This is a genomic window from Streptomyces sp. NPDC002825, assembly GCF_040295385.1.
In the GTDB taxonomy this organism is placed as follows: domain Bacteria; phylum Actinomycetota; class Actinomycetes; order Streptomycetales; family Streptomycetaceae; genus Streptomyces.
In genome coordinates, this window is record NZ_JBEOVH010000067.1 from 1 (window position 1) to 10,149 (window position 10,149).

Here is a 10,149-nt window from a genome sequence, read left to right on the forward strand (position 1 = left end):
GACTCGACGAGCTGGAGGCCCTTGTTCTCGGGCTTGTCCTCCTGGAGGGAGACGACCTCGGCGGCGGTGAGACCGCGGTAGCCCCGGCCGCCGGGGCGGCCATCACCTGCCCTTCGGACCTGGCGGCGGGTGGTGCGCCGGTGAAGCGGGTCGGATTACTTGACGACGCCGAGCGACGCGTAGTCGTAGCGGCCGTTGTAGGCGTCCGCCGTGTAGACGTTGGTCAGCCGGGAGCTGCGCCAGATGATGTTCTTCTCGTGGGTGAAGGGCAGGTAGACCGCGGCCTCCGACACCTTCGTGTTGATCTGCTTGTAGAGCTCGCCGGCCTTGGTCGGGTCGGTCTCCTTCAGCGCCTGGTCGAACAGGCCGTTGATGGCCTTGTCGTTCAGCTCGGAGAAGTTGTTGTTACCGCTCTGGAGGATGAAGCGGCCGTCGACCAGCGGCTGGAGGAAGCCCTGACCGGTCGGGAAGTCGGCGCCCCAGCCCATGATGATGATGCCGTAGCCCTTCTCCTTGACCACCTTCGGCGAACCGATGATGCCGGAGGTCTGGGCGCCGTCGAACTGGTCGATCTGGGCGTCGATGCCGACGGCCTTCAGCGACTGCTGGAGGGACTCGGCGGTCGCGATCTCGATCTTCTTGTTGTTGCGGACCGCGATCGTGGTCTTGAAGCCGTTCGGCTTACCGCACTTCTTCAGCGCCTCCTTGGCCTTGGCCAGGTCCGGGGCGCCCGCGAGCTTGCCGTACGGGTCGGCCTTCGGGTCGGCACCCTTGATCGCCGGCGGCAGCATGTTGGAGGCGATGTCGCCACCGGCCTGCGGGCCACCACGGGCGGTCTGGAGGGACTTCGAGTCGGCGGCGTAGATGATCGCCTTGCGGCACTCGATGTTGGGGATGACCGTCTGCGGGAAGACCGCGTAGCGGATGAAGCCCGTCTGCGGGTTGTCGACGTTGTCCTTGTGCTGCTGCAGGACCTTCTGGCGGGCGGCGGCGCCGACACCGGTCGCGTTGATGTCGAGGTCGTACTCGCCCTCGACCAGACGGTTGTCCATGTCGTCGGCGTTCGTCGTGAACGTGACGGAGATGGTGTCCGGAAGCGCCTTGCGGAGGGTGTCCGTCTTGGCGTCCCAGTTGGGGTTGCGGACGAGCTTCATGGACTTGTTCGGCGTGTACGACTGCCACTTGTACGGGCCGGAGGAGAAGACGTTCAGGCCGTACTTGGCCTTGGTGTCCTTGTCCTGGCGGACCGGGGAGGCGGCGGGCATGGCCAGCATCTGCAGGAAGTCACCGTTGGCGACCGGCAGCTTGAAGATGATGGTCTTGTCGTCCGGCGTCTCGATCGCGCTCAGGCCGAGCTTGTCCGCGGTCGTGTCCTTGTACGGGCCCTTGTACTCGCCCTTGGGGTCGAGGACCTGCTGGAGGTAGATCGGGCCGCCGGAGATGACGTCCTGGGCCCAGATGCGCTCGATGCCGTACTTGATGTCCTTGGAGGTGATCGGCTTGCCGTCCTCCCACTTCACGCCGTCCTTCAGCGTGAACGTGTAGGTGAGGCCGTCGGCCGAGACCTTGCCGGCGTCGGTGGCGAGGTCCGGGACCAGCTCGGTGGAGGCGGCGCCCGGCTCGGACTTGAAGGAGACGAGCTGACGCGTGTAGTAGCGCTGGAAGTCCCACACGAAGCCGTAGTAGCCGCGCTGCGGGTCCCACGAGTCGGCCTCCTGCGAGCCGATGAACTTCAGCTCGCCGCCCTTCTTGTCGGAGGCGTTGGCGACCTTGTTCACGGCGGCGTTGAAGCCGGGGGCGGCGCCGGCCTTGCCGTTGCCGCCACCGTTGTCGCCGCCACAGGCGGTGGTGACGACCATCGTGGCCGCGGCAAGCAGCGCGCCCGCGGCGATTCTGCGCTGAGAGCTCTTCAGCATGGGTCCAGCAACCTCCGGGATAGTGGCGGCCGTTGTACGGCGGTCCGCCGATTGGGGATGGGCCTCCTGTCGCCAGCGGCAGGGGCGGGTCTTGCGTGTCGTCGGCGAACGGTCAGCGGGAGCCCTTCGGGTCGAGCGCGTCACGCACGCCGTCGCCGAAGAGGTTGAACGCCAGGACGGTGATGAAGATCGCGAGGCCGGGGATCACCATGAACAGGGGATCCGACTCGTAGGTGGTGATGGCCGTCGACAGCATCTGGCCCCAGGAAGCGGTGGGGGGCTTCACACCCGCGCCGAGGAAGCTGAGCGCCGCTTCGGTGAGGATGTTGGTGGGGATCATGAGGGTCGCGTAGACCATGATCGGGGCGATCAGGTTGGGCAGCAGCTCGCGGCGCAGGATGTAGAAGCGGCCGGCGCCCAGGCTCTGGGCGGCCTCGACGTACTCGCGGTTGCGCAGCGACAGCGTCTGGCCTCGGACGATGCGGCCCACGTACGGCCAGCCGAAGAAGCCGATCACCAGGACGAGCGCGGCGATGCGGACGCCCGAACCGTCGAGGCCGAGGAACTGGTTGGGCAGCACCGAGACCAGGGCGATCGTGAAGAGCAGCTGGGGGAAGGCCAGCATGACGTCCATGATCCGGCTGAGGGCCGCGTCGATCCAGCCGCCGAAGTAGCCGGCGATGACGCCGAGGACGGTGCCGAGGAAGACCGCGAAGACCGCCGCCAGGAAGGCGACGAGGAGCGAGATCCGGGCGCCGTAGACGATCCGGCTGAAGACGTCGCGGCCGTTGACCGGCTCGACGCCGAACAGGAAGTCGCCGCTGACGCCGCCCCAGGAGCCGATCGGTGTGCCGAACAGCGGGTCGATCTGGTCCTCGTGGAACTCGTCCGGCGGGTGGCCCAGGAGGCCCACGATGACCGGCGCGAAGATCGCGACGAGGATCAGGAAGAGGACGACGAAGGCGCCCGCGAGGGCCAGTTTGTCGCGCTTGAGCCGGGTCCAGGCGATCTTCCAGGGCGAGCGCCCCTCGATCGCCTTGCCGGTGGTGCCGGAGTTGTCCGGAGTGCCGGGAGCGTCGGGCGCGCCGTCGACGGTGGCGGTCGCCTCGCCCGCACTCGTCTCGTGCAGTGGTGCCGTCATCGTGGTGAGGACCCCTCTCGGCCGCCGGTAGCCGGCCCTTGCCCGCCGCGGGTAGCGGCTCGGTGGAACAACCTGCTGGACATCGGCTCGAAAGGAGCCGAACGTCCTGTGTTCCGGGGAGTCTTCAATGCGGCTGCGATCACCCGCCAGACCTGAAGGTGAATGTTTGCTCAAACGTGATGCGGTGCTGCGACTTCCGTTATCCGGACGTCGTGATCACGTGAGCGGACCATTCTGGGGAGCTCCGACCGCAATCGGACATGTCTCCCAACTGGGCGGTTGAGCTCTTCAATTGGGGCGAACGAAGGACTCTGCCCGGAACCGGCGGGCCGGGTGGGACGCGAGGGGCGTCTCAGTATCCGGACGGCGCCGCCGGCGGGTACCCGTACGCCGGTACGGCGGCGGAGCCGCGTCCGGCGTGTGCCTCGCGGTCGTAGAAGGGGCGCGCGTTCGCCCGCAGCCAGAGGGCCACCGGGTCGTACGCGTCGGAGAGGGCGACCGTCGAGACGGGCAGCCCGTCGGGGACGGAGCCGATCGACTGGCGCATCATCGAGCGGACCGTGTCGACGGCCGCCGGGGAGGTGTCGTACAGGTCGAGACCGATGGCGAGGTACGGGGAGCCCAGCGCGGGCTGCACCCAGCCGCGGCGCAGCGACCGGACGGCCGGGGTGCGGTGCGCGTTCTGCGTGAGCAGGGCGTAGAACTGCGGGATCTCCAGGGCGGGCTCGGTGACGCGCAGCGGACCTGCGGGCATCCGGTCGAGACCGGTGGCGATCCGGCGCAGGTCGGCCCAGGGGATGCCGACGCCGCCGCCGGGGGCGTGCGGATTGAGCCAGACGCCCCAGCGGTCGGGGTAGAGGGCGCGGGCGATCTCGCGGCCGGTGACGAGCTCGTGGGCGCGGGTCCAGCCGGAGGCGGCGAGCTCCTGGGGGGAGGTGACGCAGGGCGCGTAGCCGAAGCCGTCGACCTCCATGTTCCCGTACTGGGCGTCGGGCGAGCCGGGGGCGCCCTGCCAGAGCAGCATCCAGAGCTCGCCGTCGGCGAGGGCGTGCAGCAACTGCTCGTACGCGTCGTAACGTCCAGGTGCCACCTGGCGCAGCATGTGCTCGACCGTCCCGGCCGAAGCGGTGCCTGACGCGCTCACCCTGGGTCCCGCCCCTCTTCCGTCCACCACGTACGTCTGTCCAGCGATCGAGTCAGTTCAGCTTAAACAGGGGTCCGCTCACACGGCGGCGCGCTGGTAGAAGGGGCGAACCCGCTCCAGCATCCAGTCGCCGACCGGGTCCTGCGCCATGTCGAGCAGGATGAGGTTGACCGGCCAGGCGACCTCGACCCGGCCGAGGGCGCGGCCGAGGGCGTCCAGGGGGGCGTTGCGGTCGACGCCGTCCCAGCCGCCCAGCTGGACGCCGATGAAGAGGGCCGGTTCGGTGCCCTCGACGCTGGCGAGGGCGCGGCGGGCGGTGACGACGACCCCGGTGGCCTCGAACTCGGCGGAGGCGGCGGCGAGGAAGTCGACCGGGTCGTCCTGCCAGTCGGGCTCGAAGAGCCGGACGCGGCCGCCGCTGGCGGGGCCGTCGAGCGGGGTGCGGCCGACGCGGCAGAGCTCGGCGACGGCGGGCGGGGGCAGCGGGACGCCGACGGTGCCGCCGGGGTTCACGGCGATGCCGAGCTGCGGGGGCAGTCCGCGGGCGAAGTCACGGGCCGGGGCGACGGTGTACGACATGTGGTCGCCGACGCAGGCGAGGAACTGCTGCTCGGAGCTGAAGACGGGCACGTAGGCCGCGCCCTCGATCTCCATGGTGGCCAGGTCGAGGCCGGGGCTGTCGGGGCCGCCGCCGTTGGGCAGGGGCACCCAGACCGGGCTGCGGCCGAGCACCTCGACCAGCCGGCCGCCCGCCTCGGGGTTGCCGAGTGAGGCGGCAAGGACCTCTTCGAGCTCGTTGCCCGGCCACGTCACGTCCACGGTCGCGTTTCCCCTTCTCGCACGGCCTGCCGCACCGGCCGCCCGGCAGCACCCTAACGCCGCCCCGGCACCGCCGTGGCCAAAAGGGAAGGGTACGGCCGTCCCGGGACGGCCCGGGACGCGGGACGCGCCGGTGCGACCCCTAGGCGGCCTCCCGGAAGCCGATCCTGCGGAGGGAGTCGGCGGCGTCCCGGTCGAGGAGGGTCGCCGAGGCGCAGCCGTGCGGGAGGCTGCCGGACTCGGCGGCGCGCAGGAGCCGGCCCACGGCCCGCCGGTGCCGTGCGAACGCGTACGCGGAGACGCCCCGGCCGCGGGCCTCCTGACCGGCCCGCGCGGTGTCCGGGGTGACGTCGAGGAGGACCAGGTGCAGGGCGCGGCCGCGCCGTCTCGCCTCGCGGGCGAGCCAGCCCCGCACCCAGGACTGGGTGCCGCAGTCGTGGACGATCAGGCTCGCGCCGGAGCGCAGGGCGCGGCGCAGTCCGGCGTAGTGCGCGATCCGGACGAGGGGGCGGTAGACGGCGTACGGGAGGAGGCGGGGCATGCGGGCCTCCCAGCGCTCGCGGGCGTCCTGGGAGTCGATGCCGCTGCCCTCGGCGGCGCGCTTCATCAGGGTGGACTTGCCGCTGCCGGGCAGCCCGGAGACGACGACGAGGTCGCCGGCGGCGTAGGTGAGGGCGCGGGGGCCTCGGCCGCCGCGCTCGCGCAGGTCCCGCAGGAGCCGGCCGCGGCCTCGGCTCCGGGCGCGGGCCCGCTGGGACGGTATGCCGGTACTCGTCGCGTATGCGCCGGTGTGCTGGATCCTCATCGCGCTCCCCCTGTACGGGTCCCAGGAGACCTTGGGAGACCCCTTGCCCACGAAGTGTAAAGAATGGGTAATGCGACACAAGCGATTTGCCCGGCCGACACCGCATGCAATGATGTGCGCGCCAGGCGCGCACAGTCGCCGCACAATCGCATACCGGCCGCTCGAATCCGCGCGGGAGAGTTCCGGACCGCCGAGCGCGTCCGGGCGCCGAAGGAGCAAGACCCTCCCTTGAATCTCTCAGGCCCCGTACCGCGTGGATGAGGCAGATCTGAAAAGCGGGACACCTGTCGTGTCCCCACCCAAGGTGCAAGCCGAACTCTCGGCGCCGATCGCTCGGCGACGAGATGCCCTCGGTGAACCTCTCAGGTTCCATGACAGATGGGGAGGACGTCCTCGCCCGTCATGTGTTTTCGTCACCGATCACGCCCTTGGGACCCGGGAGCCACCCCATGAGCACTGCCCCCCGTCTGACCGCCCTCGATGCCCTGCATCGTTCGCTGGGCGCGACCATGACCGACTTCGCCGGCTGGGACATGCCGCTCCGGTACGGCAGCGAGCGTGACGAGCACAACGCCGTCCGCACCAAGGCCGGCCTCTTCGACCTCTCCCACATGGGCGAGATCACCGTCACGGGCCCGCAGGCCGTGGACCTCCTGGACTACGCCCTCGTCGGCAACATCTCCACGGTGGGCAACGGCCGCGCCCGCTACACGATGATCTGCCGGGAGGACGGCGGCATCGTCGACGACCTGATCGTCTACCGCCTCGGCGAGACCGAGTACATGGTCGTCGCCAACGCCTCCAACGCCCAGGTCGTCCTCGACGCCCTGGTGGCCCGCGCCGCGGGCTTCGACGCCGAGGTCCGCGACGACCGTGACGCGTACGCCCTGATCGCCGTCCAGGGCCCCGAGTCCCCCGGCATCCTGAAGTCGGTCACCGACGCCGACCTGGACGGCCTGAAGTACTACGCCGGCCTCCCCGGCACCGTCGCCGGCGTCCCCGCCCTGATCGCCCGCACCGGCTACACCGGCGAGGACGGCTTCGAGCTGTTCCTGAAGCCCGAGCACGCCGAGGGCGTCTGGAAGGCGCTGACCGAGGCGGGCGAGGGCGTCGGCCTCATCCCCTGCGGCCTGTCCTGCCGTGACACGCTCCGCCTGGAGGCGGGCATGCCGCTGTACGGCCACGAGCTGACCACCGCCCTCACCCCGTTCGACGCCGGCCTCGGCCGGGTCGTGAAGTTCGAGAAGACCAGCAACGAGGGCCGCTTCGTCGGCCGCGAGGCGCTGGAGAAGGCCGCCGAGCGCGCCGAGACCGCCCCGCCGCGCAAGCTCGTCGGTCTGATCGCCGAGGGCCGCCGGGTCCCGCGCGCCGGCTTCTCCGTCGTCAAGGACGGCGAGGTCATCGGCGAGGTCACCTCCGGCGCCCCCTCCCCGACGCTCGGAAAGCCGATCGCGATGGCATACGTGGACGCGGCGCACGCCGAGCCCGGCACCCAGGGTGTAGGTGTGGACATCCGCGGCACCCACGAGCCGTACGAGGTCGTCGCGCTGCCCTTCTACAAGCGCCAGAAGTGACGCACTCGTCTCACCCTTCGTCTCACCCCGCAAGACCCACGTTCATCAGTACTCCCCCGATCCAGGAGAATCAGGTCATGAGCAACCCCAACGAGCTGCGTTACACCAAGGAGCACGAGTGGCTGTCGGCCGCCGAGGACGGCGTCGCGACGGTCGGCATCACGGAGTTCGCGGCCAACGCGCTCGGTGACGTCGTCTACGCCCAGCTCCCCGCCGTCGGCGACACCGTCACCGCGGGCGAGACCTGTGGCGAGCTGGAGTCGACGAAGTCGGTCAGCGACCTGTACTCCCCCGTCACGGGCGAGGTCGTCGCGGCCAACCAGGACGTCGTGGACGACCCGTCCCTGGTGAACACGGCTCCGTTCGCGGGTGGCTGGCTGTTCAAGGTGCGCGTCACGGGCGAGCCGGAGGACCTGCTCTCCGCCGACGAGTACACCGCGTTCGCCGGGAACTGAGACCGGGCCCGAGACCCCCTAGGGATCGATTCATGTCGCTTCTGAACACTCCCCTCCACGAGCTGGACCCCGACGTCGCCGCCGCCGTCGACGCCGAGCTCCGCCGTCAGCAGTCCACCCTCGAGATGATCGCCTCGGAGAACTTCGCTCCGGTCGCGGTCATGGAGGCCCAGGGCTCCGTCCTCACCAACAAGTACGCCGAGGGCTACCCGGGCCGCCGCTACTACGGCGGCTGCGAGCACGTCGACGTGGCCGAGCAGATCGCGATCGACCGGATCAAGGACCTGTTCGGCGCCGAGTACGCCAACGTCCAGCCCCACTCCGGCGCCTCCGCGAACCAGGCCGCCCTCTTCGCGATCGCCCAGCCCGGCGACACGATCCTGGGTCTCGACCTGGCCCACGGCGGCCACCTCACCCACGGCATGCGCCTGAACTTCTCCGGCAAGCAGTTCAACGTGGTCGCGTACCACGTGGACGAGGCCGGTCTGGTCGACATGGCCGAGGTCGAGCGCCTCGCCAAGGAGCACCGCCCGAAGGTGATCATCGCGGGCTGGTCCGCCTACCCGCGCCAGCTGGACTTCGCCGAGTTCCGCCGGATCGCCGACGAGGTCGAGGCCTACCTGTGGGTCGACATGGCCCACTTCGCGGGTCTCGTCGCCGCCGGTCTGCACCCGAACCCGGTCGAGTACGCGGACGTGGTGACCTCCACCACGCACAAGACGCTCGGCGGCCCGCGCGGCGGCATCATCCTGGCGAAGAAGGAGTTCGCGAAGAAGCTGAACTCCTCCGTCTTCCCCGGTTTCCAGGGCGGCCCGCTGGAGCACGTGATCGCGGCCAAGGCCGTCTCCTTCAAGGTCGCGGCCTCGGAGGAGTTCAAGGAGCGCCAGCAGCGCACCCTCGACGGCGCCCGCGCGCTGGCCGAGCGCCTGGTCCAGGACGACGTCACCGCCCACGGTGTCTCCGTCCTGTCCGGCGGCACGGACGTGCACCTGGTCCTGGTGGACCTGCGCAACTCCGAGCTCGACGGCCAGCAGGCCGAGGACCGTCTCCACGAGGTCGGCATCACGGTCAACCGGAACGCCGTTCCGAACGACCCGCGTCCGCCGATGGTCACCTCCGGTCTGCGCATCGGCACGCCGGCGCTCGCGACCCGCGGTTTCCAGGCCGAGGACTTCGCCGAGGTCGCCGACGTCATCGCGGAGACCCTGAAGCCCGGCTTCGACGCGGACAAGGCCGCGGCCCTCAAGGCCCGGGTGACGGCGCTCGCCGACAAGCACCCGCTGTACCCCGGCCTGAAGTAATTTCGTACGATTTAGTTCCGGCTTCGTTCGTACGGAATCTCCGGGGCACCACGCACACTGGACAGTGAGCGTGGTGCCCCGCCCCTTGCTCAGCCCTTCTACGCGCTCTTCTGCTCCACCCCGGCAGACAACGGCGTCTAGCCCCCACAAGGAGTCCTCCCGTGGCCATCTCGGTCTTCGACCTGTTCTCGATCGGCATCGGTCCGTCGAGCTCCCACACGGTGGGCCCCATGAGGGCTGCCCGGATGTTCGCCCGCCGCCTGAAGAACGAGGGCCTGCTCACCCACACCGCGGCGATACGAGCCGAGCTGTACGGCTCGCTCGGCGCCACCGGCCACGGCCACGGCACCCCGAAGGCCGTGCTCCTGGGCCTGGAGGGGAACTCGCCGCGCACCGTCGACGTGGAGAGCGCCGACGACGAGTTCGAGCGGATCAAGGCGAGCGGGAAGATCAACCTGCTCGGCGCGCACGAGATCCCGTTCTCCTTCGACGACGACCTGGTCCTGCACCGGCGCAAGGCGCTTCCGTACCACGCCAACGGCATGACGGTCTTCGCCTACGACGCCGAGGGCGGGCTCGTCCTGGAGAAGACGTACTACTCCGTCGGCGGCGGCTTCGTCGTCGACGAGGACGCCGTGGCCGGCGAGAACCCGATCATCCCGGACGACACCGTCCTGAAGTACCCCTTCCGCACCGGCGACGAGCTGCTCCGCCTCACCAAGGAGACCGGCCTGTCGATCTCCTCCCTGATGCTGGAGAACGAGAAGGCCTGGCGCACCGAGGAGGAGATCCGCGCGGGTCTGCTGGAGATCTGGCGGGTCATGCAGGCCTGTGTCTCGCGCGGCATGTCCCGCGAGGGCATCCTGCCCGGCGGCCTGAAGGTCCGCCGCCGGGCCGCCACCTCGGCCCGCAAGCTGCGCTCCGAGGGCGACCCGGCCGCGCACGCGATGGAGTGGATCACCCTCTACGCGATGGCCGTGAACGAGGAGAACGC

General features: G+C 70.1%; 9 protein-coding genes and 2 riboswitches. Of the genes, 4 read left to right on the plus strand and 5 right to left on the minus strand.

Annotated elements, in window-relative coordinates:
• Positions 1-155: 155 nt before the first annotated feature.
• The 5 genes from ABT041_RS38725 to ABT041_RS38745 all read right to left on the minus strand — a co-directional run bounded on the left by ABT041_RS38725 (position 156) and on the right by ABT041_RS38745 (position 5,825).
• Positions 156-1,916 carry an ABC transporter substrate-binding protein gene (locus ABT041_RS38725; RefSeq protein ID WP_351193803.1) on the minus strand — a complete coding sequence of 587 codons (1,761 nt, stop codon included), beginning with the start codon at positions 1,914-1,916 and terminating at the stop codon, positions 156-158.
• Between the two features lie 112 nt (positions 1,917-2,028).
• Positions 2,029-3,057 carry an ABC transporter permease gene (locus tag ABT041_RS38730; protein WP_351193805.1) on the minus strand — a complete coding sequence of 343 codons (1,029 nt, stop codon included), beginning with the start codon at positions 3,055-3,057 and terminating at the stop codon, positions 2,029-2,031.
• Positions 3,058-3,409: 352 nt separating this feature from the next.
• A complete protein-coding gene (locus ABT041_RS38735) occupies positions 3,410-4,201 on the minus strand; it encodes an enhanced serine sensitivity protein SseB C-terminal domain-containing protein (RefSeq protein ID WP_351193807.1) in 792 nt (263 codons plus the stop codon).
• 78 nt (positions 4,202-4,279) lie between these two features.
• Positions 4,280-5,020: an enhanced serine sensitivity protein SseB gene (locus tag ABT041_RS38740; RefSeq protein WP_351193810.1), complete on the minus strand. Its 741-nt coding sequence runs from the start codon at positions 5,018-5,020 to the stop codon at positions 4,280-4,282.
• A 142-nt stretch (positions 5,021-5,162) separates the two neighbouring features.
• Positions 5,163-5,825 carry an AAA family ATPase gene (locus tag ABT041_RS38745; protein WP_351193812.1) on the minus strand — a complete coding sequence of 221 codons (663 nt, stop codon included), beginning with the start codon at positions 5,823-5,825 and terminating at the stop codon, positions 5,163-5,165.
• A gap of 162 nt (positions 5,826-5,987) precedes the next feature.
• Positions 5,988-6,087, plus strand: a riboswitch (glycine riboswitch).
• A riboswitch (glycine riboswitch) is annotated at positions 6,088-6,213 on the plus strand.
• A gap of 61 nt (positions 6,214-6,274) precedes the next feature.
• Here ABT041_RS38745 and gcvT point away from each other — a divergent pair.
• From gcvT to ABT041_RS38765, 4 genes are all read left to right on the plus strand, one after another.
• Positions 6,275-7,399 carry a glycine cleavage system aminomethyltransferase GcvT gene (gcvT, locus tag ABT041_RS38750; RefSeq protein WP_351193815.1) on the plus strand — a complete coding sequence of 375 codons (1,125 nt, stop codon included), beginning with the start codon at positions 6,275-6,277 and terminating at the stop codon, positions 7,397-7,399.
• Positions 7,400-7,476: 77 nt separating this feature from the next.
• Complete coding sequence (gcvH, locus tag ABT041_RS38755) at positions 7,477-7,854, plus strand: glycine cleavage system protein GcvH (protein WP_351193818.1); 378 nt, start codon at positions 7,477-7,479, stop codon at positions 7,852-7,854.
• Positions 7,855-7,886: 32 nt separating this feature from the next.
• Positions 7,887-9,155: a serine hydroxymethyltransferase gene (gene glyA / locus ABT041_RS38760; RefSeq protein WP_351193820.1), complete on the plus strand. Its 1,269-nt coding sequence runs from the start codon at positions 7,887-7,889 to the stop codon at positions 9,153-9,155.
• 161 nt (positions 9,156-9,316) lie between these two features.
• On the plus strand, positions 9,317-10,149 hold an 833-nt coding region (locus tag ABT041_RS38765), incomplete at its 3' end, for a serine dehydratase beta chain (protein ID WP_351193822.1).